Below are 25027 nucleotides of genomic sequence, written 5' to 3'. Positions count from 1 at the left end.
GCGTGTGGATCCACCGGCTTGACCGCTTGGTATTGGGGCTCAGAAGGCCTTGCGGCGCTCCACCATGGCCCGGAAATCCTGGTCTTCGCGCTTGAGCGCCGTAATGGTCGAGGCGACCGAGGCGACAAACATACCGCTGATCAGAGCGGCGAGTACCGTGAGCGTTACAAACATGGTCTTCCCTTTCTTCTTCAGCGTGACGTTAAGTTTCTAGCGGCGAAGATTTGATTTCCGATTAATGGCCGAAGCTGTGGTAGCGGGCGGTCATCGGAGGGCCGTAAAACTTGGCGTCGTTGCTATCCTTGACATAGAAGGCTGCCGAAGTAGCAACCATGGCAGTCATCATCATCATCCAGACGAGGTTGATCAGGGTAACTTTGTCATGCATTGCGATAGTCCTTCAAAAGCCGGCATTCGCTGCCGGTAAATGGTTGTGCGCGGAAATGGTTCCCGTGCAGTGTAGGAAGAGGTTTACCAAACCCTGCCTGAAGTGCTCTTGAACACCTTGTTCATCTGGCGTTCATCTTTAAAATCATCATCCACGCCCTCCATAAGATCCCGAACGACGGCAAGACCGAGCTCAACGAGGAGCGAAGCGGCGAGAGCGGAGGTGATCAGGAGAACGAGCATTGGAACGTCCTTGTCTTATCGTTGGTTCGAGGCACGGTTCATGAATACCGGTCCCGTCCTGAAGCCGCCTTGAACACGCCGTTCATCGGTCGTTCACGGCGAAAAGGCGGCGGAAAAGTGCACGGTAGATACCGGTTCGACCAGGGTAAGACGCTTGCGATGAGCCGGCTTCCATGACAAAAGGCGTCGAAACCAAAGATCGGGCATCCATGGCAACCGCGTTCTATCCTGGCTCCTTCGATCCGATGACCAAGGGTCATCTGGATGTGCTCGTGCAGGCACTGAACCTGGCCGATCACCTCGTCGTCGCGATCGGCACCCATCCTGGCAAGACGCCACTGTTCTCGTACGCAGAGCGGGCCGACCTGATCCGGTCATCGCTCGATACGGTCTTGCCGGACCGGGCAGGGGACCTCGAGGTCGTCTCCTTTGCTGATCTGGCCATTGACGCTGCCCGCCGCGCCGGCGCGAAATTCCTCATCCGCGGCCTGCGTGATGGCACCGATTTTGATTACGAGATGCAGATGGCCGGCATGAATGCTGAGATGGCGCCGGAGCTGCAGACGGTCTTTCTGCCTGCCGCCACCACCTCCCGGCCCATAACCGCCACATTGGTCCGGCAGATCGCCGCCATGGGGGGCGATGTGAGCGCTTTTGTACCCGGTCCCGTGCTGGCCGCCCTCAATTCCAAATACGGGCGCTAAGCCCGCAAGTCCCGAACTGGAGTGATCATGAAGCTCGTCCATATTGCCACTGCTTTGTTCTTTGCCGTTGTCGGTTTCGGCTCCGCCCAGGGCCAGTCGAACGATGATTACCTGACCATCCAGCTCAAGGACGGCCCTGTTGTCATTCAGCTGATGCCGGACGTGGCGCCGAAGCATGTTGCCCAGATCAAGAAGCTCGCGTCTTCGGGCGAATACGACAACGTCGCCTTCCACCGCGTCATCGACGGCTTCATGGCCCAGACCGGTGACGTCCAGTATGGCGATATGGAAAACGGCTTCGATGCCCAGCGCGCCGGCACTGGCGGCTCCAGCCTGCCGGACCTGCCGGCCGAGTTCTCGAACGTGCCCTTCGAACGCGGCACAGTCGGCATGGCACGCAGCCAGGATCCGAACTCCGCCAATTCGCAGTTCTTCATCATGTTCGCCGAAGGCGGCTTCCTGAACGGCCAGTACACGGTCGTCGGCAAGGTCGTGTCCGGCATGGAATATGTCGACAAGATCAAGCGCGGCGAAGGCGGCAATGGCGAAGTCAGCGATCCCGACCGCATGGTCAAGGTCACCGTCGGCCGCAACTGATATCTACCGGGCGACAAGCCCCAACCAAGGAGAAACACCATGGCCGAGATCAAGGATCCGGAAAACACCATCCTGATGGAAACCACCAAGGGTAAGGTCGTCATCGCGCTCTTCCCGGATCTGGCCCCCGGCCATGTCGCCCGCATCAAGGAACTGTCTCGCGAAGGCGCCTATGACGGCGTCGTTTTCCACCGCGTCATTCCCGATTTCATGGCGCAGACCGGCGACGTCAAGTTCGGCAAGAAGGGCGGCGCAGACTTCAACCCCGGCCGTGCCGGCATGGGCGGCTCCGACAAGCCGGACCTGAAGGCTGAATTCTCCGCGACCCCGCATGTCCGGGGCACCTGCTCCATGGCCCGCTCGCAGAGCCCCAACTCCGCCAATTCGCAGTTCTTCGTCTGCTTCACCGATGCACCCTGGCTCAACAAGCAGTATTCCGTCTGGGGCCAGGTCATCGAAGGCATGGACGTCATCGACCAGATCAAGAAGGGCGAGCCGGTCTCCGACCCCGACTCGATCCTGTCGATGAAGGTTGCCGCCGACGCCTGATCGGCTTAAAGCCACTCGAAGCCCGCCTTGGTGCTTGGCACCCGGGCGGGTTTTCGCGTTTAAACCCGCCATCTCAACCTCGACGAACAGCGATGCGTGTAGACCTCTTCGACTTCGACCTGCCGGACGACAACATTGCGCTGAGGCCAGCAAGCCCGCGCGACCATGCGCGTTTCCTCGTGGTTCGTCCCGATGCCGATTCCGTGCTCGAAGACCATCACGTCTATGATCTGCCGTCTTTCTTGAAGCCAGGGGACGCTCTGGTCTTCAACGATACCAAGGTCATCCCCGCGCAGCTCGAAGGCATCCGCCACCGCGAGGGTGCGGAAGAGATCGCCGTCTCCTGCACGCTGCATATGCGCGTTGGCGCCTCCAGATGGAAAGCCTTTGCCAAGCCCGGCAAACGCATCAAGCCCGGTGACCGCATTGACTTCGGCAGGGGGCAGGGCGACAGCGCCGCCTGCCTGATGGGCTCGCTGGTCGCGACCGTCTGCGAGAAGGGCGAGGCGGGCGAAATCACCCTTGCGTTCGATCTCTCGGGCCCCGATCTCGATCAGGCGATCGCCACCGTCGGTCATATCCCGCTTCCGCCCTATATCGCCGCCAAGCGCCCGGAAGACGGACAGGATCGCACCGACTACCAGACGATCTACGCCCGCGAAGAGGGCGCCGTTGCGGCCCCGACCGCTGGTCTGCATTTCACGCCGGAGCTCTTTGCGAAACTCGACGCTGCCGGCATCGAACGCCATTTTGTCACTCTGCATGTCGGTGCCGGCACCTTCCTGCCCGTCAAGGCGGACGATACCGCCGAGCACAAGATGCACGAGGAGATCGGCTATATCTCGTCCTCGACAGCCGCCGCCCTGAACGCCGTGCATGCACGCGGAAACCGGGTGATCGCGATCGGAACCACGTCCTTGCGCCTGCTCGAAAGTGCCGCCCAGGACGACGGCCACATCCCCGCGTGGTCCGGTGCAACCGGCATCTTCATCACGCCCGGCTACCGCTTCAAGGCAGTCGACATGCTGATGACCAATTTCCACCTGCCCAAATCCACGCTCTTCATGCTGGTTTCCGCCTTTGCCGGCCTCGACACGATGCGGGGCGCTTACGCCCACGCCATCGAGACCGGTTACCGCTTCTATTCCTACGGCGATTCCAGCCTGCTCTTCCGGAAAGACGACTGACCGATGTCCGAGAACTTCACATTCAATCTGAAGGCCACCAGCGGCAAGGCCCGCCTTGGTGAGATTACCATGCCGCGCGGCACGATCCGCACGCCCGCCTTCATGCCGGTCGGCACCGTCGGCACGGTCAAAGCCATGTATCTCGACCAGGTGAAGGAAGGCGGCGCCGACATTATCCTCGGCAACACCTACCACCTGATGCTGCGCCCGGGTCCGGAACGCGTCGCCCGCCTCGGCGGTCTGCATGAACTCATCTGCTGGCCGGGCCCAATTCTGACCGATAGCGGCGGCTTCCAGGTCATGTCGCTGTCCGGCCTCCGCAAGCTCGACGAGCAGGGTGTCACCTTCAAGAGCCATGTCGACGGCTCGCTCCACCACATGTCGCCGGAACGTTCAATCGAGATCCAGGGCCTGCTCGACAGCGACATCCAGATGCAGCTCGACGAATGCGTGGCGCTGCCCGCCGAACCGCGCGAAATCGAACGCGCCATGGAAATGTCGCTGCGCTGGGCCGAACGTTGCCGCGTCGCCTTCGGCAATCAGCCGGGCAAGGCCATGTTCGGTATCGTGCAGGGCGGCGATCAGCCCAACCTTCGCATCCGCTCGGCCGAAGGCCTGAAACAGCTGGATCTCAAGGGTTATGCCGTGGGCGGCCTCGCGGTTGGCGAACCACAGGCGGTCATGCTCGACATGCTGCGCATCACGCTGCCGGTGCTTCCGACCGAAAAGCCGCGTTACCTGATGGGTGTCGGCACGCCGGACGACATGTTGAAGTCAGTGGCAGAGGGCATCGACATGTTCGACTGCGTCATGCCGACCCGCTCCGGCCGCCATGGCCTCGCCTTTACCCGTCGCGGCAAGGTCAATATCCGCAACGCCCGCCATGCGGAAGACATGCGCCCGCTGGACGAGCAGTCGAATTGCCCGGCGACGCGCGACTATTCTCGCGCCTATCTGCACCACCTCGTGCGCTCGAACGAAGCGCTTGGCGGCATGCTGCTCTCCTGGAACAACCTCAGCTATTATCAGGAACTGATGCAGGGCATCCGCCAGGCGATCGCCGAGGACCGCTTTGAGGATTTCAAGGCCGAGACCATCGAGAACTGGGCGCGCGGCGACATCGATCCGGTCTGACGAGACGACACCGGGGCGAGGGCAGGGCATGTGCTCTGCCTTCGCCTGTTCTTGCTCTCAGATACCCTGGCTGGACGTTTCCCGCTTCATGCGCACGCCATTGATGGCGAAATTGCCGTCCTTCTGGCGTTTCAATTCGTAATAGACGGCCCAGTCCTTGCCATCAGGCGCCGAGATCAGCACCTCCTGAAACGCGACCGCACCATCCGGCGAAATCTTGTTGCGGCCGAACGCGTAATTGCCCGGGCGATAGACCGGCCCATAGCTCTTCTTGACCATCTCGAAGAAGCGGTCTGCATTTGGGAAAACCGACTTGATCTCCGGTGAGGCGAATGAATAAGCGGCCACCGCGTCGTCGTTGAGGAAGGCGGTAATCTGCTGCTCGATCACCCCCTTGGCCATTCCGGCCGGGTCCTCCGTCTGAGCCTGCTGGGACAAGGCCGGCAAGCCGGCAAGCGTCGTCAGAAGAAAAAGGGCCATTCCAATCCGCATGCGCATCATGTTTCCCCTCATGTTTCAGTCATTGCGCATAGAAGAATAGGACGATTCGCCGGATCGGAAAGACCTATGGCGCAAAACTTGTGAGGCATCGCGGTTTCGTGACCCGTCCGGCGCGATTTTAAAAGCGCAGCCCGACTGTATCGGACGGCAAGGCACGGGACCGGGCAGGGGCCAGCACTAAAAGTCTGCCGGCTTGCTCCCGGCGGAAAAACCGCTAGAAGGCTTGCATGTCTGTCAAACCACGCCGGATCGCCTGAGCATGCGTCTCTTTCTCGGATCCGACTTCCACGTCGACTACCGGCAAAACCTGGATTGGCTGCGCGGCCTGTCTCGTGCCGATTTCACCGATGACGTCCTGATCGTCGCCGGCGACATCTCCGATGAAATCGATCTGATCAAAACCTCATTCGACGAACTCGTGCCGCGTTACGCCAAGCTGCTCTTCATACCCGGCAATCACGATCTCTGGACCGCGCGCAGCGGCAAGGGACCGTCCTTCGAAAAATTCGAGACGCTGAACGCACTCTGTCACAGCTACGGCATCGAGACCGCGCCTTTGGTCATCGGCAAGACCCTGATCGTGCCGCTGTTCGCCTGGTATGACTATTCCTTCGGCGAACCCGGTCCGACGATCCGCCGCGGCTGGATGGACTTCTACAAATGCAACTGGGAAGGCCTCGCACCGGCAGAGGTCGCTGAACGCTTCGACATGATGAATGTGATCCCGGACACAACAGGCTTCGACGCCGTCTACAGCGTCTCGCATTTCGTACCGCGCATCGACCTGATGCCGGCGCGCTATCCGGAAAAACACAAGGCGCTGTTTCCCGTCCTCGGCACCGACCGGCTCGAAACCCGGATCCGCCAGCTTGGGGCGCAGCAACACTTCTACGGTCACAGCCATCTCAACCGCAACAAGGTGCTGGACGAGGTGACCTACATAAACAACGCCTTCGGCTATCCGTCGGAGACGGAAATCTCGGCGAAGACGATCCTGCAGGTGGCAGAGCTATGACGGTTGAGGGGAAGGCCATAGTCACTCCCGCCAGCCCACATACAAATATCGCATAAGATAGATTATGGAACTCATGCGCATCAGCGAACACGGCATTCAGGCTGGTAGCGCCAGGCTTGAAAGCTCTATGACGTCTCCGTCAGCCGGCTCCATTGCCGTAAGCCCACCAGCCAAATGCAGCCACGACAGCCAGCCACAGTGCGACAACCACGATTGCCGCCCCCTTGCTCACCGGGCGATGTTCGGCCGCAGCCGCCGTCGCACGATATTCGGACATCAGATCCGCCGGAATGAGCCTGACGACAATCAGAATGCCGAGCGGCACCAGAATGACGTCGTCAAGGTAACCGAGGATCGGTATGAAGTCAGGAATAAGGTCGATCGGCGACAGCGCGTAAGCGGCCACCACGAAAGCCAGGATTTTCGCAGACAATGGTGTTCGAGGATCGTGTGCTGCAAGCCAGAGTGCATGCACATCCCGCTTGATGGCCCGTGCCCATGTCTTCAGGCGCTCCAGCATCCAACCGTAATTCCCCGGGCATTGGCATTTGATCGACGATCGAGATGCGCCAACCGGATTCAAGACTTCAAATGAGCCCGGTATCACACTGAAATTCAACGCTGAATTGGTCGTGACCCGGCTCCACGTTCGCAGGCGTCTCGCCCATCACCGTGTCGTAATCGAGCGGCGTGTGCATATGGGTCAGCACCGCACGCTTCGGTCCAAATCGGCTGATCCAGGCAAGCGCCTGTTCAAGCGACAAGTGACTGGGATGCGGTCGATACTGCAACGCGTCGATGAACAGCAGATCGAGCCCTGAAAGTTTTGCCACCGTCTCATCGGGAAAATCCGATACATCGCAGCAATAGGCCACGTCGCCGATCCGCAGGCCGATCGAGATAATGTCACCGTGCTGCTGCTTCAGCGGCAAGAGCGAGATTGGCCCTCCGGCACCGGTAATCACGATCGGCTGCGACAGGTCTTCCATCAAATGCGGCTCGACGATCGGCGGATAGGCGCTTCCCGCCGGCGTCTTCAAGCAATAGCCGAAGCCTTCCTCGATGCGGGCCATGGTGAACGGCTCCGCGTGGATCGGGATGCGCTTGTGCTGGCTGTGAAAATAGCCGCGCAGATCGTCGATGCCGTGGAGATGATCGGCATGCGCATGGCTGTAGATCACGGCGTCGATGAACTCGACCTTTGAGCGGATCATCTGGTCGCGAAAATCCGGGCCGGTGTCGATCACAACCACCGTCTTGCCGCCATCCGGGCCAATCTGCTCGATCAGAAAGGACGCTCGGGTGCGCCGGTTCTTTGGATTGCTTGGATCGCAATTGCCCCAGTCGCCATTGATCCGGGGCACGCCGGGAGACGACGAGCATCCAAGGAGCGTGAACCGTCGCGTGACCTTCATCCGAACTCCCTTAAGCCAGCCTTGGCATCTTGGCAAAGCAACGGAAGGCGTTTTCCGTGGTGATCTCCGCCATCTCCGCGTAGCTCACGCCCTTCACCTCCGTCAGAACCTCCGCCGTATTGACGACATAGGACGGCTCATTGCGTTTTCCACGCCAGCGCTTCGGCGCCAGATACGGCGCATCCGTCTCCACCAGCAACCGGTCCATCGGCACGGTCTTGGCAATCGTGCGCAGTTCTTCGGATTTCGGGAAGGTCAGGATGCCGGAAAACGAGACATATCCACCAAGCGCGACACCGGTATCGGCGAGCGCTTGGCCGGACGAGAAGCAATGCAGAATGAAGGGGAAGGCCCCCTTCCCTGTTTCTTGCGCCAGAATATCCGCCATGTCCTCGTCGGCGCTGCGGCTGTGGATGACCAGAGGCAGCCCCGTGCGCCGTGCCGCCTCGATATGCCGGATCAAGCCCGTCTTCTGATCCTCGGGCTTTTGCGTATCGTAGAAATAGTCGAGCCCGGCCTCGCCGATCGCCACGATCTTCTCATGGCTTTCTGCCAGCCGCACCAGCTCGTCCGCCGTCACATCCAGCTCGTCACCGGCATTGTTCGGATGCGTGCCGACCGAGCAGAAGACGCTCGGATAACGGTCGGTCAGCGCCAGCAGCGTCTCGAGCTTCCTCACCCGCGTCGAAATCGTCACCATCTGCTTCACGCCGGCCTGATGGGCCCGCGTGACGAGCTCGTCGCGTTCGGCGTCGAAATCGGCGAAGTCGAGATGGCAGTGGGTATCGATCAGCATCGGGTCAGGCCTTGGGCGCTTCAGGTGCAACATAGCGCGGGTAAACCGGCGATGGCGCCGGCAGTTCCGTGCCCGGCTGCAGGCGTCCTGCCGCGCCAAGCTTGGCAAATACTCGATCGTCCTCGGCCACGGCGACCAGATCGAGGATCTTCGCCGAAGAGGCCGGCATGATCGGCTGGAAGAGGATCGCAATCTGACGCACCACGTCGGCGGTGACGTAAAGCACGGTTCCCATGCGCGCCTCGTCGGTCTTCTTCAGCACCCATGGCGCCTGGGCCGCGAAATAACGGTCGGCCTCGTTGACGATGTTAATGATCGCAGCCACCGCTTTGTGGATTTGCTGCTTGCCCATCTCCTCGCGGCAGATCTCGATCGCCTCGTCGGCAATCTTCAGGATTGCCTCGTCTTCAGCCGTCAGCGCGCCGGGTGTCGGTACCCTGCCCTCGCAGTTCTTGTTGATCATCGACAGCGAACGCGACGCGAGATTGCCGATACCATTGGCGAGATCGGCATTGATGCGCGTGCCGATACCCTCTTCCGAATAGCTGCCGTCCTGGCCGAAGGAGACTTCGCGCAGGAAGAAGTAGCGCACCTGGTCGAGGCCGAAATGGTTCACCAGATTGACCGGATCGACGACATTGCCGAGCGACTTCGACATCTTCTCGCCCTTGTTGAGCAGGAAGCCATGGGCGTAGACCCGCTTCGGCAAAGGCAGGCCCGCCGACATCAGGAAAGCCGGCCAGTAGACAGCGTGGAAACGGATGATGTCCTTGCCGATGATATGCACGTCGGCCGGCCAGTATTTCGCACGCGGACCGTTCTGGTCTTCGACATAACCGGTCGCGGTGATGTAGTTGGTCAGCGCATCCACCCAGACATACATCACATGCTTGTCGTCGCCGGGCACCTTGATGCCCCAGTCGAAGGTCGTGCGCGAGATCGACAGGTCCTTCAGACCCGACTTGACGAAGGAAATGACCTCGTTGCGGCGCTCGTTCGGGCCGATGAAGTCAGGCTGCTCATCGTAGAGTTTCAGGAGCTTGTCTTCATAGGCGGAGAGCTTGAAGAAGTAGCTTTCCTCTTCCACCCATTCGACGGGCGTGCTCTGGGGTCCGTAACGTACGCCGTCAGCGCGCAACTCGGTTTCCTCTTCCTGGTAATAGGCCTCGTCGCGAACCGAATACCAGCCGGCATAACCGCCCCTGTAGACGTCGCCATTCTTCTCCATCCGCCGCCAGACTTCCTGCACCGTCTCGTGATGGCGCTTTTCGGTCGTGCGAATGAAGTCGTCGTTTGACGAATTGAGCAGCTTGCCCATCTCGCGGAATTCGTTGGAGTTCCGCTCCGCAAGTGCCTCTGGCGAAATGCCTTCGGCGCGCGCCGTCTGCTGCATCTTCTGCCCGTGTTCGTCCGTGCCCGTCAGGAAGAACACATCCCGACCGTCGAGCCGCTGGAACCGCGCCATGGCGTCGGTCGCGATCAGCTCATAGGCATGGCCGATATGCGGCTTGCCGTTCGGATAGGAGATGGCAGTGGTGATGTAGAAAGGATCGCTCATGGTTTCTTGATGTCTTTTCGTCGGTTGCGATTGTCTTGGGGCCGGACAGTGGCGGCGGAAGAGGGCCGGCCAGGAACGGCGACGACAAATGAGGTCGAACGCTCTTAAAACATTCCGGCGCCTTTAGGAACATCGATTTGCTGCAGCGCCATGAAGATGGGCCCCGGGTTGTTCAGCGCGTCACGGCCGAAAGCACATCGAGGATCGTCTGCTTGCGGTCGAGATTATAGGCACCGGCCACCGTCAACTGCTCACCGATTGTCGACGTCAGCCGCGCATAATGCTCGGCGGCCGCGAGATTGCCCGCATGGGCGAACTGCCGTGCAGTCTCTGCCAGATGGTCGCCCAGATGTTCAATGAAGAAGCCGAAGGCGACATCGCTGTCCTTGCCTGACAAGGCGTCCGCAATCTTGAACATCATCTTGCGCTGTGCCGGACCCTGCGCGGCCAGCATCTGCTCGAAGGCTTCGAGAATGTCGGCACCACCGTAATTGACCAGTTTCAAGGCGCGTGCCACGCTGCCTTTGGCAAGCGAAAGCACCGCCTCGCGCTTCTCCGCCGGGATCGCCAGGCCCAATTGCCCGAGCGCCTGATCCATCGCGGTCGGCGACAGCTCATGCAGTCGAAGCGGCAGGCAGCGCGACCGGATGGTAGGTAGGAGTTTGCCCGGCGCGTGCGAGAGCACGAGGAACATTGCCCGCTTCGGCGGCTCCTCCAGGATCTTCAAGATGGCATTGGCCGCATTGCGGTTAAGATCGTCGGCGGGATCGATGATGACGATCCGCCAGTTGCCGGTCCCGGACGTCTGGCTGAAGAAATGCCCGGCCTTGCGCACTTCGTCGACGGTGATCGCCTGTTTCACCCGACCGGTCTTCTCGTCCACGGGCCGCGACAGATGCAGGAGATTGTGGCTGGCACCAGAGGCGATCTGCCGGCTGATCGGGTGCTCCGGATCCGGATCCTCGATCGCATCAGGCGCGGACAGTGGGTCGGGATGGCGCAGAATGTGGTTGGCAAAGCGGAAGGCAAGCGTTGCCTTGCCGATCCCCTCCGGCCCCTCGATTAGAACGGCGTGATGTCCCTTGCCGGACTTGTAGCTGCGCGCGAGAAACTCTTCCGCGTCCGCATGGCCAAAGAGCCGCGTATTGAGTGCCGCCGCAATCGCACCATCCAACAGCCCTGCTTTCTCCTCGCTCATCGGCCCGCCACCTGATCACCGCGCTCGCCACGACGCTGCGCCATCACCAGCATGACGTCGGCGAGGATATCGCGGGCGATCCGCTCGACATCGAGACTGGCATCGATGACCCGGCAACGCTCCGGCTCACGCGCGGCGATGTCGAGAAAGCCCTGGCGGCGTTTCTCGTGCACTTCCGTGCGCTCCTTCTCGAAGCGATCCGGCTGCGCTGGCGAAGATGCAGCTCCAGCTCGACGCCTTGCACGGGCAAGACCGATGCTGGCAGGCAGATCGAGGATCAGGGTCAGATCCGGCATGGTCCCGCCCACCGACACCCGCTCCAGCGCCGCCATCAGCTTCGGCTCCAGATTGCCGGTCACGCCCTGATAGACACGCGAGGAATCGACGAAGCGGTCGCAGAGAACCACCTGGCCCCGCGAAAGCGCCGGACGCACGAAACAGGCGAGATGATCGGCGCGGGCGGCGGCAAACAACAGCGCCTCCATCCGGATGCCAAAGGGTTCCGCCGCGCCGGACAGCAGCACATGGCGCAGCGCCTCGGCACCGGGGGACCCGCCCGGCTCCCGTGTCACCACGACGTCGTGGCCGCGTTCGCGCAACGCCTCGGCCAGCAGACGGATCTGGGTCGATTTCCCGGCTCCCTCGCCTCCCTCGAAACTCACGAACAATCCGCGACCGGTCGCCACCAATGCCTTACCTCTTCCCGCGCCTTCAGAAGCGCGTATCGCAAACTGCCCTCAAGGGCACTCCCAGTGGCTCTACCGCAAGACGCCGTCAAACGAAACCGCCGTGCGCGTGATCGGATGGCTTTTTGCGTCAGAGCCAGAAGAACAGGAGTTCGATCAGAGCGTCCCATGCCCGTTGGCGAAGCGTGCCCACCTCGACGTCTGCAGCACTTTGGAGCGGCACCGACACCAAAGGCCGCTCACCGGACAAGAGGTTGAGCACGGCAATCTCGGCCCCCGCTGAAACCGGTGGTCTGAGCGGCCAGCGATAGACGATCCGCGCCTGCAGCCGCTCCGGGTTATTGACCGGCACATAAACCTCGACGGGCTTTGAGGCCACCAGCGGCAGCGTCGATTGCGCGCCGCCATAGACGCTCGCCTCGCCGATCACCTCGTCCTTCTTGAACAACTGCCGCATCTCGAAGCCGTCGAAACCCCAGTTGAGGAGCCGTGTCGCTTCTTCGGTGCGCTCCTTGTCGGTCGCAAGCCCACCAAGTCCGAGAAAAAGCCGCCGTCCGTTGCGCTCGACAGAGGCGATCATGGCATACCCACTGCCCTCGGCAAAACCGGTCCCCAGCCCGTCCGCGCCCATGCTAAGCAGCGGATTGCGGTTGCGCTGCAGGATCTTGTTCCACTCGAATTCGGGGATCGAGAACGTGGCATAGAGTGCCGGATACTCCCGCTGCAAATGCTGCGCGAGCGTGACGAGATCGACAAGCGTCGAGCGATTGTGCGGATGGGGAAGCCCTGTCGAATTGCCGAAATGGCTGTCCTTCAGACCCAGTTCTGCCGCCCGCGCATTCATCCGCTCGACGAACTTGGCTTCCGAACCCGCCATGCCCTCGGCAACGATCAGGCAGCCGTCATTCGCCGTCTGCACCGCAATACCCTTGACCAGGTCGGCCACGGGCACCTGGCTCTTCACCGCGGCAAACATCGTCGAAGTTCTGGAGGGCGCACCGCCTGTCCGCCAGGCGAATTCGGAAACAGGGTAGATCGTGTCCGCCCTGATCTCCCCCTTGGTCAACGCCTGGAAGACGATCTCAAGCGTCATCAGCTTGGCAAGCGAGGCCGGCGCAAAACTCTGACGTTCGTTCTTGGCAAGCAGCACCGTTCCGGTCGAAGCCTCGATCAGATAGGCCTGCCCCGCCTTGGTCTCCATCACGCCCGGCTTCGGCGCATCCTGGGCCCGCACCGGCGTGAGTGCTCCCGCGATAAAGCAGAGCGAGCCGAGGAGAGCGATGAAGGGAAAGCGAGAACGCATGGTCACATTTCGGCTCGGCTGGCGCTGTCGAAGCAGGATGTCAGCTCCCGGCCGCTGCGGTCAGAGCCCCTTGGAGAGCGTGATCCCGCCTTTGGCAACCGAGGAGAGAATCGAGTTCTCGGTGAGACCGCCATTGCGCACGAGAATGGCATCGAAGGCAAGCGCGCCGGCAGTGCTTCTCTCCTCTGCATAAGCCGCAGCATAACCGGAGCCGTCATATCCCGGCACGTGATGCGGGCGCAGACCGGGGATGGGGCCAATATCGGGAAGCGCGACGAAAACCTGCCCATCGGCAGGCGCCAGACCCGGAGCCGAGGCCGACTGCGTCATCAATAGCTGCGCGTCGAGCGTATGGGGTGCTGCACCGCCACTCGGCGTGGAGCCCGACAGCGCCGTCTGGTAAGCCGGCTCAGGCTGCGGCCTGTATTGCGGCACGGCCACGTCGTTTGAAGCGACCATCACGCCCGATGCGATCTGACCTTGCGGATCGATCACCGGACCGCGCTCGCCCTTCTTGACGTAGGAGGCCATGAGATAGGGCATGTCGTGCCCGTCCATCCGTGCCGGTCCGACATACTGCACCCGCACCTTGCCGGTGCCGCTATGGGCCATGTCCAGCATGTCGGCTGTCTTGTTAGACAGGTCGATCAGGCGCCCCTGATGGAACGGTCCCCGGTCGTTGATCCGCACGATCACAGAGCTGCCATTGGTAAGGTTCGTGACCCGCGCATAGCTCGGAAGCGGCAGCGTCGGATGGGCCGCAGACAGATATTCCTTGTCGTAGAGTTCGCCATTGGCGGTCAGTCGACCATGGAAGGCGTCGCCATACCACGAGGCGATGCCGACGGCGTCATAGCGCGGGTTTTCCTTGGGCACGAAGGTCTCGCCCTTCACCACATAGGGCTTGCCGACCATATAGCGCCCGCCGCCTTTCGGCACAGGCCCGCTCGCCACGAGCCGCGGGCTTGCCTTCACGCCATAAACGGATTCGGCAAAATATTCCTTCGAGCGCTTGGGCTTCTCCGCCGTTTCCTTGGTGGTCGAACAGGAGGCGGTAAAGGCGCACATCAACGCTACGCCCAGCCACTTTCCACCCATGGCCAGCCGGCCGCCTGTGCTCGAATGCATGTGTCCCACTTCTGATCAGACGGGCCCCGCGACATCCCCTGCCTCGCCGGGAAAGTCCCCGCCCGTTCGCCTGCGCAAGGAGAAGGCTGTGGAAAAGTGGCCAAAATGGGAAATGCGGCGCCGGAGCACGGGACCAAATGAATTCATGGTTAGCCCACGGTTAACGCACCGACGTCTCTGGCGTTGACCCGCACTGCAGCTTTGACTTGACCGACAACAGCCCTTGCCAAATCGAAAGCCATTGCGCATAACCCCGTCCACGGGGAAGAGTGTCCGAGTGGTTTAAGGAACCGGTCTTGAAAACCGGCGTGCGGGAGACCGTACCGTGGGTTCGAATCCCACCTCTTCCGCCACATCCTGTTGAAATTACAGTATAAATGTGCGGAATTCACCCATCGCCCCAGCGTTAACCCCAGCAGCCACTCGGCTTTACGCATCTGCCAAGGTTTTCAGTCGCGCGCCTTGATCGGGGTTCTTTATGAGAATTTCCACCTTCCGTTTCCGCTATTTATGGCGGGTTTACGCTCAATTCGGTTGTTTTCACCGCTGTTCGTAGTTATTTTTTCCGTAACGCCAAGTGGCCGAGCGTCCAACTGATATTTCATGAACATTCCTCTCAGGCCGCACTATTGAGGAGTGATTTATGTCTACCACCCCGAAATTTTTGTCGGTCACCGACGCTTGCCGCGTCCTTGGTGTCGGAAGAACAACACTTTACAAGCTGAATTCTTTGGGAAAGTTGAAATTTTCGAAACTGCTCGGGAAAACTCTCATCGCGGCATCGGAGATTGAGCGGCTGTCCACAGAGATTGAAGCTGGCGAGCTTGCTCAATGAGCCGGGTCGATCACCACAGGCGCAACACGCGCGACAGGGTCGCCCGTCAGGGCTCCGACAACATTCTCGATTTCGGCTTGCCGGGCGGGCTCACCCCGCCCCGGCAGCGTGTTACGAAGGCAAGTCTTCGGGCGGAGCTCGAAACCGCGACCGTTCAGATCACGAGGCTTATTCACTGTCAGTGCGGCCACCGGGCAACCGTGGCGATCCCTGCCTCGTGGCGGGGCCGGATGCTCAAGTGCTCGAAGTGCGACGCGAGGGTTCCGGCATGAGAGAGCGGAAACAGAAAAGCCGCCCGGCGAACCGGACGGCCAAGAACGCATACCTGCACGCAAATTCTTACGTCCAGACCGGCGAAGACGGAAGCTATTACGCTTGGAAAATCCGCCTTGAAAACACGGTCAACGGCGATCCCGACGCACCGAAGAGCGGCCTCAAGGTTATCCGCGCCTATCTCGAAATGGCATCCGAAGATAATCACCCCTACAAATCGATGACAGACCTCATCGCCGAGACTGGCCTCGATAAGACGACGATCCTCAACACTCGGAAACGTCTTATCGATCTCGGATACATGGTCTTCGTTGGCCGCGAACCGTCTGGAACTGAGCGGTACGAGTTGCGCAATCCGCGCGCGGAGATCGTGCTGCGGCACGTCGAGATGAGGCGCGAGGAACTCCGCAAGCGCGAGGCGGAGAAGAAGAAAAGCGCGCGCCGCGCCAGCGGCGACCGCGATTGTGTCCCTCTGAAAAATTCGGGGGACGCGGAGACAAATGTACCTCCGAAAAACTCGCGGGATGTCCCTCCGAAAAATCCGGGGGATGTCCCCCCGAAAAACTCCACCCAATACCGGGAGTATTCCTTGGAATATTCCGAAGGCGGTTCGGCCTTTCAGGCCGAAACCGCCATTACCGATGATCTCTTTGATTTAGGTTTGTCGGCTGGACCCGAGGAAGAGCCCGTAATCGAGACGCGGCCCCTCGACGAGCGTGATCTCTCCGAATTCGGTGATCCTCCGAGCCTTGAAACGATCCCGGAAGAGGCGACCGTCTTCGCGCCTGAGGGCGCGACGGTCGCTGATCGCAGGAGCCCCGTCTCCGGTCTTCCCGTATTTTCCGCTTCGGACAGCGCCGAACGGTTTTGGCTCGAATTCGGCGACGAACCCTTCGAGGCAGCGGATCGCGAGACGGCGGAGAGGATGGTCGATTACCTCGTTGCCGATCTTGAGGCCGACGAGAAGGCACGGGTGAGCAGGAGGCTTCGCCGGTCTCTCAGCGTGTCGGAGCTCACGAAGTCCGAACTGATCAAGGTCTTGAACGAGGCAGAGGAGGACGCGGTCGATGCGTAAAGGTGGAAACCACGACGGCATGGACCTTTTCGCTTGGGCGGATAGCCGCCCTGCGGCGGCTCCGCCCGAGACCGCACTTGCTCCCGAAGAGCAGGTTTCGGCAAAACCCGAGACGGCTGTGATCATCGACAAGCGGGCGTTCTTCCGCCAGCGGAAGCGCTTCTTCCTGTCGCTGTACTACCGCGACGAGAATGCTCTCGTTCGTCCGGTGACAGGCGAAGTGCTCTATCCGCCGAAGTTCAAGAAAAAGCCCACGCCTGACGAGCAGGAAAGCGACAATGCAGCACGGGAGATTGCATGATCGATCTCGCCGCGATCCCGACCTCTGACCTCGCTGCACTGGTTGCGAAGGCCTCTCAGGAGCTCGCCCGCCGCGCGGAGGCGGGAGCCTCGCCCGTGCAGCTTGCACTTCTCGACGACCTCGCCCCCGTTGATCCGAGCGAGATCAACCTCGACGAGCGCCTTCCGGGTGGAGAACGTCGCTTCATCACGCCGAAGCAGGCAGCGGCTCTTTGCCGTTTGGACCCCGGAACGTTGATCCGCCGCATCCAGCGCGGAGACCCGGTTGGCGTCCGCATCGGCGGGAGATACTTCATCGACGTGACGAAGATCAGGGGGCGCGGATAGCGCCCCCGCTCAAATGCAGATTTGCAGATTTCAACCTATGGGTTGGATTTTCTGAGAATGTTATTCTCTCCGCAGATACCAACGGAGAGTTTTCATGGAACTTTTTACGCGCGAATTGCTCGATTACCTTCCCCCGAAGGCCCGCTCGAAGGCAATTGAACTTGATGCCGCTCGATCGGCTGCTTGGGCAGTCCTTCGTCATGTAGTCGATCAGATGGACGATGCTCGGATGCGGCGCGATGCGGCGCAGGCGTCGGCTCGGCAGGCCGAAGAGCGTTTCCCTGATCGTCGCGTCTCGGAAGAAGACCGCGCCCGCCTGAATGGCCCGGTCGCTCGCGCCGACGAGGAACTCACCCGCCTTCGTGACCAGCACGAGCGCGCATCGCGGCGCTTTCAGGAACACGCCTTCCTCGAAAAGGTCGTGTCGTGGGTCCGGGACGCGAAAGCCGCTCGGGTCCGTTTGAAGGATGGCGGGCCGATCAATGTGAAAACCGCAGACGCGGCGAAGCAGATTGAACTGATCCGCCGCCGCCTGGACGAAATCGGACAGGAGTGGGACCGCGTCGCAGATGCACCCCGGCCCCTCGCCGACGCCCGCGCCGCCATGATCGAAGAGATCGACCAGATCGCCGCGCGCGGCGCTCCTCGCATCGATCCGCGCGTTCGTGACGGGGCTCCGATCCGCCTCTCCCGCGAGCTCGCGCTTTCGGTGCATGGCGAGAGCCTTATCGGCAATCCGGCTGAGGTCATCGTCTGGCTGTGTCGTGATCAGATCGTCGCGAAGTGCCTCGAAGCAATCGGAGATGCCGAAGCCGCCGGAGCGCTCAACGATGACGCCCGTGAAGCCGAATTCGAGCGTCTGAACGTCGAGCGCCTCAAGCTCGAACGTGAAGAAGCGGCACTCGTCGCTGCCGCCGCCGAAAACGGCCTCGCGATCCCGCATCGTTCCGATATCGATCCGAGGGCTGTCCTCATGGTCGAGGAGGTCTAAGCAATGGCGGGATCGACCCTCACTTCGTCACTGGTCGTTCGGCTGATCGATCAGGTGACAGGCCCGGCGAAGAAAGTCGCCGGGTCGCTCCTCGGACTGAATGACACGGCTCGCGGCGCTACCGCCGGGATCGGTGCAAACCTCGCCGGAGCCCTCGAACGTAACAATCAGGCCCTCGCCGCAGCACGCGGGAACCTGATCGACGCTGTCGCCGGATTTTGGGCTCTCAGGGGCGCGGCGAACTCCGTGCTCGGGCCGACGATCCGGCTGGAAGAGGCAATGGCCGACCTGCGGAAGGTCGCCAACGTCGATGATGCCGGAATGCTCTCCCTCGAAGCGGCAATTCGTCGTGTCTCGCAGGCAACCGGGCACGCTCAGTCCGAAGTCGCGGCGACCATGGCGTCGGCGGCGCAAGGCGGCATTGCCACCTCCGACCTCGAAAGCTACTCGGAGATGGTTCTCAAGGTTGCAGTTGCATGGGGAACGAGCGGCGACGCCGCCGGGGAGGCCTTGGCGAAGACGCAGACGGCCATGCAGTGGACGGTCTCTGAAACCCGGCAGTTTGCCGACGAGATCAATTCTCTCAGCGATGCAACAGCCGCGAGCACGACGGAGCTCCTCGAATTCTCGCGGCGGAGCCTTGCCGCTGGCAAGACTGCCGGTCTGTCCTCGAAAGAGGTGCTCGCCCTTGGCGCATCAATGATCTCGGCAGGAGCGGCCCCCGACGTTGCGGCAACGTCGCTCCTGAACCTGACCCGCGCGATGACGAAGGGCTCTTCTGCGACGAAGAAGCAGCGCGCCGCGTTCAAGGCCCTCGGCTTCGACATGAAGGCCTTGCAGAAGGGCATGCAGGCGGATGGTCTCGGGACCGTCATGAAGGTGTTCGAGGCTATCGAGAAGGCTCCGAAGGAGCAGCGTACTTCGATCATCTCGGAGCTTTTCGGCGATGAAGCGCGGGCGCTTGCCCCCCTCCTCGAAAACCTCGACCTGATCCGTCAGAACTATGGCGCTGTTGCTGACGAAGCGAAGACCGCCGGAAGCGTACAGCGCGAATTTGCGTTCCGCTCCCGGACCACTGCAAACGCTCTCGCGCGGCTCCGCAACGCCCTCGAAGGGATCGCGATCTCTATCGGGTCGGCGATCACGCCCGTCCTCGCTGACATGGCTGACAAGCTTGCACCCACCGCCGGGAAGATCGCCGACCTCGCCGGTCGCTTCCCGCGCCTGACGCAAGCCGTTGTCGGAACCGTCGCAGCGCTCGCTTCTCTTCGGATCGGGCTGATCGCCCTCAACTTCGTGGGTCTGAACCTCAGGGGCGGGATGCTCGTCGCCGGTCTCGCCGTGACGAAGCTTGGAGCTGCCGTCGCGGGAGCGATGGGCGGGCTCCGCGATCTCGTGAAGGTCCGCAACGCAATCGGGGCCGCTCAGCTTGGGCGCTCGCTCACTGGCTTCGAGAAGCTTGGGACGGTCCTGCTCACTGTCGGTCAGGCGGGCGGTCGGCTTCTCTGGACGTTCGGCAAGCTCACTCTCGTCGGCGCGGCGCTCGGAGCCGCTGCAACGTGGATTTGGAACAACTGGCAGAACCTCTCTAACTTTTTCAGCGGCTTCGCTGATGGGTTCATGAAGAACTTCCAGCCCATCGGTCCTGTACTGCAGCCCATTGTGAAAGGCTTCGGCGACCTCTTTGGTTTCCTGTCGAACCTGCTCGGACCTATCCAAGACACTGACGGGGCTTTCCGCTCGTGGGGCGAGACGGTCGGCGGAGCGGTCGCTCAGGGCGTTAACTCGGTCGTGTCGGCCATCGAGAAGCTCGTCGGCCTGCTGGTCACGGCATACGAGAAAGCCGTCGCTTTTGGCGAAGCGATCAGCGGAGCGCTCAGCTTCGGCGATAACATGAGCGGCAAGGGTATCGGCGGCGGGAAGTCAGCCCGCACGGCGAACTCCGGCCACCGTGCGGCGGGCGGTCCTGTTTGGGGCGGCTCCTCCTATCTCGTCGGCGAGAAGGGGCCGGAAATCTTCACGCCCGGCAGGACCGGCACGATCACCCCGAACGGCAAGGCGGGCGGCGGCGACGTGATCGTCAACCTCGGAGGCGTCACCATCCACGGCGTTGCGAACGACGAGGAAGCCGCTCAGCGGCTCGTCGCTGTAATCGAGCGGCGTGTCGGCGAGGCCCTCAGGGGCGCGCATGCTGACATGGGGGCGCGCTGATCATGCTGTCGCTCTCGAAGCTTTTTCACGGCCTCCTCAGCCGCGTCGCCCGCGAGGGAAATGATCCGGTCACGTGGGCTGCTGGTCATGTCTGCTCGCCGTGGGTCAGTCGCGGGATCAGTGACGGCGCTCGCCGCTTCGGTCTGTCCGAGGGGCAGATCGAGGAGGCCCTCGTCGTCGGATCGGCTTTCGAAGCGGGGGCGGTCTCCGCCCTCCGCCTCGCTCGGGCTCTCGTGACCGATCCGGCTCTTCGGGGCCGCGAAGCCGAAGCTCTCCGGCTCGCGGAAGACGGCCTCGGACATGCCGAGATCGTCGCCCGGCTTCGCTCTCATGAAATCAGCGCCCCGGCTCCGGTCGGGTCGAATGTCGTCAATCTGCCGCGCCGCAAGACGGCAGCGGCCAACTCGTGAGGTCGTCCTATGCTCGACAGCAAGCTCCTTTCCAGCCTCGAAACCTTCCTCGAAATCCATACGGGTCTCGATCACCCCGGCATGTGCCGGGTTCTCCGCAACGCTCGCGAAGGCGAGGCCTTCGACCTTCCGCAGGCCGTAACGCCCGAGGGGTCGATCATCCGCGACGTGCTCGCTCAGGCCATCGAAGTCGCTCGCGCCTCGGCAGTTGCTCCGCCGATGCTGGCAAGCGCACCCGTCGCCGTGTCGGCTCCCACTCCCGCCCCTGTCGCCACGGCCTCGGCCATTTCCGACGAGGAAAGGGCTGTTGCCATCCGGGCGATTGCCGGGTCGGAAGTTCCCGCTGCAACGGTCAATGCCCTGATCGCCTCCGGGTCGTCGGTCTGTGAGGCAGCGATCATCCTCGCCTCGATCAAGGCGTCGGCGGCGGCGCAGGCAAAGCCCCGCATCCCGACCATTGCCGAGCGCATGGACGGCCTGCCGGAGTTCGGGGGTGAATACATGCCTCCTCGCTCAGCGAAGGAGCAGACGGCGGCGGGATGGGGGAAGGCTTTCAAGGAGGCCGAAGCCAAGCGTGGGCAGCAGATCGGCGGGTGATCGATCTGCTCCCCCACGGCCAGACGACAGCGAACGGGCTCGGCTTCAAGCCGAAGCCCGGCAGCGGCAAGGGGTGCTCCCTCCCCATCCAGCAAGTAGGCGTAGGGGGGGGTCTTTAGGGACCTTACTAGGGCACCGACCAGTGCGGAGCTTTTGCCCCCCGACCCTTGAATGCTTCTTGAGCCCGAAAAAACCCGTGCCGTTCCAAAAAAGGAAACAAGAAATGGCGAAACGTTCACAATTAGAGATCAAGCCCGGCCTGCCTGAGGAAGTCAGCGCCCCTGAGCTCGCGGAGCTCCTCGGCTGCTCGGAAAGACAGGTCAGGCAATGGGCGACCGAGGGCGTGATCGAGAAGGCATCGCGCGGGAAGTATGTCCTCGCCCCGAGCGTTCAGGCGGTCGTCCGCAAGGCGCTGGAAAACGGCTCCTCCGATATGGAGCGGCAGCGCATTGACTTCATGAAAGCGAAGCGCGAGGCCCTTGAACTTGAGACCGCTCAGAAGAAGCGGGAGCTCTTGCCGGTCGCCGACGTGGACGCATTTTTCCAGACCGTATTCGGCGAGCTCAAGAGCGAGCTCCTCTCAGTTCCGGCCCGTGCAAGCCGCGACATGACGGTAAGGCGTGAGGTCGAGAAGGCAGTCGTTGCCGCCCTGAACCGGACGGCGGCAAAGATCAACGACAAGGCGACCGCCATGCAAGCAACCCTCGCCCTCACCGAAGGAGACGACAATGACTGACCGCAACACCCTCGCTGCAATCCTCGAATATGCCGCTGCTCGGCTCGCGGAGCCTGTCAACTTTCCGGCTCCCGTCGAGGTCTCTGAGGCCGACGACGAGCCGGAGGAAGGAGGCGACGCTTGACCGCTCCCCTGCCTTCACGCTCCGAGTGGCTCGACGCAATCGCCCGTGACCCTATGGTTTCCCCTACCGCCTTTCGCGCCGCGTTCGCGCTCTCGCGGATGGTTCGGGCAAATGGCAAGCTCTCCGGTCGAATGGTCGAGATCGCAGCCGCCTGCGGCACGAGCGAGACGACTTGCCGGTCGATGGTCTTCCGGCTCGCAGAACGGGGCTATCTCTCGTGCAAGCTCGAACGCGGGCGGGTCACGATCCAGATCGCGGCCACGATCCCGAAACGGAAGCTCTCCGCCCCGGTCGCCGCTTAGTCCCATCTCCTCCGCGCAGGGCTGGCGCGGGACGCGCTTTGAGCGCGCGTCCGCTGCCCCGACAGCGGGGAAGTGCTCTCGCTTTTCCACGGGGCGAATAGGGCGCTTTCTGCAAATTCCGCTAATTATAGTAGGGAATAGATTGGGGGATTGTTTCAGCTCTTTGATCTGGTAACCTTCCCTCAATACTCCAAGAGCTTCCATTCGGGTGAGTATTCCGGGGGCGTGGCTGGAAGACGCGCCCCCACTTCCTCTCTCATTTTCAAGCTTCGGCTCAATTCGCTTTGTATCTCCCATCTTTAGCGGAGTAAGCGCGTGGTTTTCACTCTATCGTTGCAGTCGCGAGCGCTCGTGATACTATTTCTTTGACCTCAGCACCGTCCAACGCGGGGGTTTCTCGGCCCCGGCTTCTGGACAGCCGGGGCCAACTCATTTTTGGAGCTCCGATTGCTTTCTCGATTTGCCGCCGTTCTGGCCTTCTGCGTCCTTTCCACCCATTGTTTCGCCGACGACGTGATCACCGGCAGGGCCTCCGTAGTAGACGGTGACACCATCGACATCGGCGGCGAGCGTATCCGGCTCAACGGGATCGACGCCCCGGAAGCGGCTCAGCGCTGCACCGACAAGGCGGGCCGGGAGTACCGTTGCGGCAAGGTGGCAGCATTCGCCCTGGACGAATATCTATCGAAGTCCCGCCCGACCTCTTGCGCCGTCGTCGATCATGACCGCTACGGGCGCGCGGTCGCCGACTGCGTCCGTGCTGACGGTTCGAGTGTCGCCTCGTGGCTCGTCCGCTCTGGCCACGCCCTCGACTGGCAGCGATACTCCGGCGGGCGCTATGCCGCCGACGAAGAGAAGGCCCGCGTAGGCCACGCCGGTATCTGGCAGGGCGACTTTCAGCAGCCTTGCGAGTATCGCGCGCTCAAAAGCAATAGAGCGCCTTCCTGCTGATAGTTAACTACTGATCTCAGGCTGTGAACGACAGCACCACAATCTTGGAAACGTCGGTCGCCTCCCTTATTGAATTCGAAAACTCAACTCAGGGAGGTCATTGTGACAAGTTCGGCAATCCTCGACGACGTGGCGAAGCGACACAAATCGCTTTTGGACGAATTTTCAATGAAGGTGATATCGGGTGCAGTGAAAGCCTTTTCAGATGCCACAAACCCACTGCGGCTGAACTTTCATTCCACGGCAATTCGCATCTTGTACGAGCACCTCATGGACAGCTACTCACCAATTGAAGAGGTCATGAAGGCTGCTTGGTACAAGCCAGAGAAGGACGACGGGAAGCCGACTAGGGGGCAGCGCATCAAGTTTGCCGTACAAGGCGGTTTATCGGACGCGCTGGTCAGCCAGCAACTAAGTATCGATGTTGCGCCGCTTCGGAAACGTCTGCTCGATGCTGTAGATCAGCTGAGCAAACAGGTTCACGGGCGGGAGAACACTCTTGTTTCCGACCCAGATGAGCAGGACGCAATAGCCGTAGCCTCGGCACAAGCAATGGCATCGTTTCTCGATCTGCTCGCCGAGTGCAGAGCCGCCGTTATTGAGCCGATAGAGGAGCGACTGGACGAAACCGCCGTCGATGAAATCGTTAACAGCAGCCTCGCAGAGATCGACGAACTGGCGTCCCACTTCTCGCTTGAGGAGGTCTATGTGAACCACACCAGAGTAGCGGCAATCCGGCATGATGCGATTGTATATCGAGCAGAGGGAACGGTGAGTGTAATCCTCCAATGGGGGTCGAATAGCGACGTAAGGCGCGGAGACGGGGCAGAACTTGATCAGAGATTCCCCTTTACTGCCGAGGTAGAAGTTCCGATCAGTGATCCGTGGAATTTCGACGACGCCGCTGTCTTAAGTTGGGTAGACACTACTGAATGGCACGATGCAATGGCTCCAGACCCATCTGACGAGTATTGAAACCGAATGGCGCTCTCAAATCTGACGGCAAGAGGAGGAGGATGAATGCACGATCTCGCCGCCGATATCTGGACGCCGAAAGAAGTCGGCGAGGAGTTGGTCCAAGCGGTGAAATGGGCGGTCAGATCGACCGGCAGGATCGGCCCGGCGGGCTTCCGGTCGGGAATGCCGAGCCTCGCCATGATCGCCAATGATCGAGACTTCGAGGGCTGGCCCCCGATCAGCGATCTCGAAGCTCAGCCCATGCGGCTCTCAATCCCGCCGAAGCGCGTCTCTCAGTTCGAGCGCGTCCTTTGGTGGCAAGCGAAGTATCTCCCGGATGAGCCGGGGTCGGCCCGCGTCCTTAAGGTGTGGGTCCGCTCAAAGCTCACGAGGAAGATGACATTCGAGAAGGCCTGCGAGCTCGTCGGCTGGTCGCGGGCGACCGCCTATCGCGGTCGCGACCGCGCCCTCGGGACAATCGCCATGGGCCTCACGGCTGACGGGATCGCCTTCGGGAGCCATTGAGCGCACCGGCTC

Annotated in this window: 32 protein-coding genes and 1 tRNA gene; 21 read left to right on the top strand and 12 right to left on the bottom strand. The window is 61.5% G+C overall.

All coding sequences use genetic code 11. The annotated features are described in order from the left end of the window. Positions 1–39: 39 nt before the first annotated feature. From ASE36_RS23175 to ASE36_RS22655, 3 genes are all read right to left on the bottom strand, one after another. On the bottom strand, positions 40–174 hold the full coding sequence (locus ASE36_RS23175) for a hypothetical protein (protein WP_274533385.1): 135 nt from the start codon (positions 172–174) through the stop codon (positions 40–42). Positions 175–235: 61 nt separating this feature from the next. After that, positions 236–388 carry a hypothetical protein gene (locus ASE36_RS22660; RefSeq protein ID WP_156378729.1) on the bottom strand — a complete coding sequence of 51 codons (153 nt, stop codon included), beginning with the start codon at positions 386–388 and terminating at the stop codon, positions 236–238. Positions 389–471: 83 nt separating this feature from the next. Further along, positions 472–630 (bottom strand): hypothetical protein, encoded by a 159-nt coding sequence (locus tag ASE36_RS22655; protein ID WP_156378730.1) that lies wholly within the window; start codon positions 628–630, stop codon positions 472–474. 209 nt (positions 631–839) lie between these two features. Here ASE36_RS22655 and coaD point away from each other — a divergent pair, with 209 nt between their 5' ends. From coaD to tgt, 5 genes are all read left to right on the top strand, one after another. After that, positions 840–1334 carry a pantetheine-phosphate adenylyltransferase gene (coaD, locus tag ASE36_RS19400; RefSeq protein ID WP_062284539.1) on the top strand — a complete coding sequence of 165 codons (495 nt, stop codon included), beginning with the start codon at positions 840–842 and terminating at the stop codon, positions 1332–1334. A gap of 27 nt (positions 1335–1361) precedes the next feature. Further along, positions 1362–1931, top strand: a complete 570-nt coding sequence (locus tag ASE36_RS19395) for a peptidylprolyl isomerase (protein ID WP_062284454.1) — start codon at positions 1362–1364, stop codon at positions 1929–1931. A gap of 39 nt (positions 1932–1970) precedes the next feature. Further along, a complete protein-coding gene (locus ASE36_RS19390; protein WP_062284457.1) occupies positions 1971–2480 on the top strand; it encodes a peptidylprolyl isomerase in 510 nt (169 codons plus the stop codon). Positions 2481–2572: 92 nt separating this feature from the next. Then, positions 2573–3667: a tRNA preQ1(34) S-adenosylmethionine ribosyltransferase-isomerase QueA gene (queA, locus tag ASE36_RS19385; protein WP_062284460.1), complete on the top strand. Its 1095-nt coding sequence runs from the start codon at positions 2573–2575 to the stop codon at positions 3665–3667. A gap of 3 nt (positions 3668–3670) precedes the next feature. Continuing rightward, entirely contained in the window at positions 3671–4801 is a 1131-nt protein-coding gene (tgt, locus tag ASE36_RS19380) for a tRNA guanosine(34) transglycosylase Tgt (protein WP_062284463.1), read from the top strand. A gap of 57 nt (positions 4802–4858) precedes the next feature. On the opposite strand, the gene ASE36_RS19375 is transcribed toward tgt, so the two are convergent. Beyond that, entirely contained in the window at positions 4859–5281 is a 423-nt protein-coding gene (locus ASE36_RS19375; protein ID WP_244474816.1) for a DUF4864 domain-containing protein, read from the bottom strand. A 280-nt stretch (positions 5282–5561) separates the two neighbouring features. On the opposite strand from ASE36_RS19375, the gene ASE36_RS19370 reads away from it, so the two are divergent. Then, positions 5562–6317 carry a metallophosphoesterase gene (locus ASE36_RS19370; RefSeq protein ID WP_062284544.1) on the top strand — a complete coding sequence of 252 codons (756 nt, stop codon included), beginning with the start codon at positions 5562–5564 and terminating at the stop codon, positions 6315–6317. A gap of 139 nt (positions 6318–6456) precedes the next feature. Here the strand turns inward: ASE36_RS19370 and ASE36_RS19365 are convergent, their stop codons facing one another. The 8 genes from ASE36_RS19365 to ASE36_RS19330 all read right to left on the bottom strand — a co-directional run bounded on the left by ASE36_RS19365 (position 6457) and on the right by ASE36_RS19330 (position 14401). Then, positions 6457–6837 carry a YkvA family protein gene (locus ASE36_RS19365; RefSeq protein WP_062284466.1) on the bottom strand — a complete coding sequence of 127 codons (381 nt, stop codon included), beginning with the start codon at positions 6835–6837 and terminating at the stop codon, positions 6457–6459. A 67-nt stretch (positions 6838–6904) separates the two neighbouring features. Beyond that, complete coding sequence (locus ASE36_RS19360; RefSeq protein ID WP_062284468.1) at positions 6905–7732, bottom strand: MBL fold metallo-hydrolase; 828 nt, start codon at positions 7730–7732, stop codon at positions 6905–6907. A gap of 10 nt (positions 7733–7742) precedes the next feature. Further along, entirely contained in the window at positions 7743–8528 is a 786-nt protein-coding gene (locus tag ASE36_RS19355; RefSeq protein WP_062284471.1) for a TatD family hydrolase, read from the bottom strand. A 4-nt stretch (positions 8529–8532) separates the two neighbouring features. Further along, positions 8533–10086, bottom strand: a complete 1554-nt coding sequence (gene metG, locus ASE36_RS19350) for a methionine--tRNA ligase (protein ID WP_062284474.1) — start codon at positions 10084–10086, stop codon at positions 8533–8535. 172 nt (positions 10087–10258) lie between these two features. Continuing rightward, positions 10259–11284: a DNA polymerase III subunit delta' gene (locus ASE36_RS19345; protein WP_062284475.1), complete on the bottom strand. Its 1026-nt coding sequence runs from the start codon at positions 11282–11284 to the stop codon at positions 10259–10261. Then, positions 11281–11970 (bottom strand): dTMP kinase, encoded by a 690-nt coding sequence (tmk, locus tag ASE36_RS19340; RefSeq protein WP_062284546.1) that lies wholly within the window; start codon positions 11968–11970, stop codon positions 11281–11283. Before tmk ends, ASE36_RS19345 begins: the two co-directional genes overlap by 4 nt. A gap of 130 nt (positions 11971–12100) precedes the next feature. Next, positions 12101–13273 (bottom strand): D-alanyl-D-alanine carboxypeptidase family protein, encoded by a 1173-nt coding sequence (locus ASE36_RS19335; protein WP_062284477.1) that lies wholly within the window; start codon positions 13271–13273, stop codon positions 12101–12103. A gap of 60 nt (positions 13274–13333) precedes the next feature. Further along, a complete protein-coding gene (locus ASE36_RS19330; RefSeq protein ID WP_062284480.1) occupies positions 13334–14401 on the bottom strand; it encodes a septal ring lytic transglycosylase RlpA family protein in 1068 nt (355 codons plus the stop codon). A gap of 263 nt (positions 14402–14664) precedes the next feature. On the opposite strand from ASE36_RS19330, the gene ASE36_RS19325 reads away from it, so the two are divergent. From ASE36_RS19325 to ASE36_RS19255, 15 genes are all read left to right on the top strand, one after another. Next, positions 14665–14754: transfer RNA gene (locus ASE36_RS19325), tRNA-Ser, on the top strand. A gap of 290 nt (positions 14755–15044) precedes the next feature. Next, positions 15045–15236 carry a helix-turn-helix domain-containing protein gene (locus ASE36_RS19320; protein ID WP_062284482.1) on the top strand — a complete coding sequence of 64 codons (192 nt, stop codon included), beginning with the start codon at positions 15045–15047 and terminating at the stop codon, positions 15234–15236. Positions 15237–15504: 268 nt separating this feature from the next. Next, positions 15505–16584, top strand: coding sequence for a hypothetical protein (locus tag ASE36_RS19310; protein ID WP_062284486.1), 1080 nt, complete (start codon positions 15505–15507; stop codon positions 16582–16584). Then, positions 16577–16885, top strand: a complete 309-nt coding sequence (locus ASE36_RS19305; RefSeq protein WP_062611363.1) for a hypothetical protein — start codon at positions 16577–16579, stop codon at positions 16883–16885. The genes ASE36_RS19310 and ASE36_RS19305 overlap by 8 nt, the downstream gene beginning before the upstream one ends. Continuing rightward, positions 16882–17211: a hypothetical protein gene (locus ASE36_RS19300; RefSeq protein ID WP_062284490.1), complete on the top strand. Its 330-nt coding sequence runs from the start codon at positions 16882–16884 to the stop codon at positions 17209–17211. The genes ASE36_RS19305 and ASE36_RS19300 overlap by 4 nt, the downstream gene beginning before the upstream one ends. A 94-nt stretch (positions 17212–17305) precedes the next feature. Then, on the top strand, positions 17306–18202 hold the full coding sequence (locus tag ASE36_RS19295; RefSeq protein ID WP_062284492.1) for a hypothetical protein: 897 nt from the start codon (positions 17306–17308) through the stop codon (positions 18200–18202). Between the two features lie 3 nt (positions 18203–18205). Next, a complete protein-coding gene (locus ASE36_RS19290; RefSeq protein WP_062284495.1) occupies positions 18206–20413 on the top strand; it encodes a phage tail tape measure protein in 2208 nt (735 codons plus the stop codon). A 2-nt stretch (positions 20414–20415) separates the two neighbouring features. After that, complete coding sequence (locus ASE36_RS19285; protein ID WP_062284498.1) at positions 20416–20823, top strand: hypothetical protein; 408 nt, start codon at positions 20416–20418, stop codon at positions 20821–20823. A 9-nt stretch (positions 20824–20832) separates the two neighbouring features. After that, a complete protein-coding gene (locus tag ASE36_RS19280; RefSeq protein ID WP_062284501.1) occupies positions 20833–21420 on the top strand; it encodes a hypothetical protein in 588 nt (195 codons plus the stop codon). Between the two features lie 178 nt (positions 21421–21598). Further along, on the top strand, positions 21599–22156 hold the full coding sequence (locus tag ASE36_RS19275) for a hypothetical protein (protein WP_156378731.1): 558 nt from the start codon (positions 21599–21601) through the stop codon (positions 22154–22156). Beyond that, a complete protein-coding gene (locus ASE36_RS23170) occupies positions 22149–22280 on the top strand; it encodes a hypothetical protein (protein WP_274533384.1) in 132 nt (43 codons plus the stop codon). Before ASE36_RS19275 ends, ASE36_RS23170 begins: the two co-directional genes overlap by 8 nt. After that, entirely contained in the window at positions 22277–22582 is a 306-nt protein-coding gene (locus tag ASE36_RS19270; protein ID WP_062611362.1) for a winged helix-turn-helix domain-containing protein, read from the top strand. Before ASE36_RS23170 ends, ASE36_RS19270 begins: the two co-directional genes overlap by 4 nt. 447 nt (positions 22583–23029) lie before the next feature. Further along, positions 23030–23533 carry a thermonuclease family protein gene (locus ASE36_RS19265; protein ID WP_062284506.1) on the top strand — a complete coding sequence of 168 codons (504 nt, stop codon included), beginning with the start codon at positions 23030–23032 and terminating at the stop codon, positions 23531–23533. Between the two features lie 102 nt (positions 23534–23635). Beyond that, a complete protein-coding gene (locus tag ASE36_RS19260) occupies positions 23636–24508 on the top strand; it encodes a hypothetical protein (RefSeq protein WP_062611359.1) in 873 nt (290 codons plus the stop codon). Positions 24509–24553: 45 nt separating this feature from the next. Then, positions 24554–25015, top strand: a complete 462-nt coding sequence (locus tag ASE36_RS19255) for a hypothetical protein (RefSeq protein WP_062284511.1) — start codon at positions 24554–24556, stop codon at positions 25013–25015. Positions 25016–25027: the final 12 nt, after the last annotated feature.

Source organism: Rhizobium sp. Root274 (assembly GCF_001429245.1).
In the GTDB taxonomy this organism is placed as follows: domain Bacteria; phylum Pseudomonadota; class Alphaproteobacteria; order Rhizobiales; family Rhizobiaceae; genus Allorhizobium.
Note: the sequence above shows the minus strand (reverse complement) of the source record. Positions and strands in the feature narration are given on the sequence as shown.